The organism is Roseibium sp. AWQ4_290 (assembly GCF_056160985.1).
The window spans coordinates 1-614 of the sequence record NZ_JBSWYG010000055.1; the positions used below are offsets into that span (position 1 = coordinate 1).

Below are 614 nucleotides of genomic sequence, written 5' to 3' on the forward strand. Positions count from 1 at the left end.
CAAGGTTGCAACTGATCCTGTGTCTTTGTTTGAGGCGCTGAAGGCGACCTGCCTTTGTCCTGAGCGGATCGTGATGGAAACGGGCACCTGGGGCCACTGGCTGGTAAGGGAGTTGCGGGGGCTTGGGATTGATGTTGATCTTATCGACGCCCGTCAGGCGCATGCGGTTATGAAGCTGCAGCACAACAAGACGGATGCCAATGATGCGGAGCTTCTGGCAGAGATCGCCCGCACCGGGTTCTGCCGTCCTGTTGCGGTGAAGAGCGAGGCCGCCCAGATGGACCGGACAGTCCTGAAGGCTCGTCAGCACCTGGTCGGCCAGCGCCGCGATACGGAAAATGCGATCCGCGGGCTGCTTGGCGCGTTCGGGCACCGCCTGCCCAAGGGAGTTTGCAAGTTCGCGGCCCGTGTGCAGGCGGTCCTGCAGACATGCCCTGCTCTGACCGACATTGTCGGCCCCTTGCTTGAGGCGCGAACGGCTTTGATCAGATGCCTGGACGAGCTGGACGGCACGGTCAGGGAGCGCGCTTCGCAGAGCCCGGCCTGCCGGCTGCTGATGACGGCACCGGGCGTGGGGCCGGTGACGGCGCTGGCTTTCGCGGCGACCATCGACG

General features: G+C 64.3%; 1 protein-coding gene. It reads left to right on the forward strand.

Annotated elements, in window-relative coordinates; all coding sequences use genetic code 11:
* Window positions 1-19: 19 nt before the first annotated feature.
* The coding region (locus tag ACXAH0_RS25100; RefSeq protein WP_475196012.1) for an IS110 family transposase at window positions 20-614 on the forward strand (595 nt) is incomplete at its 3' end.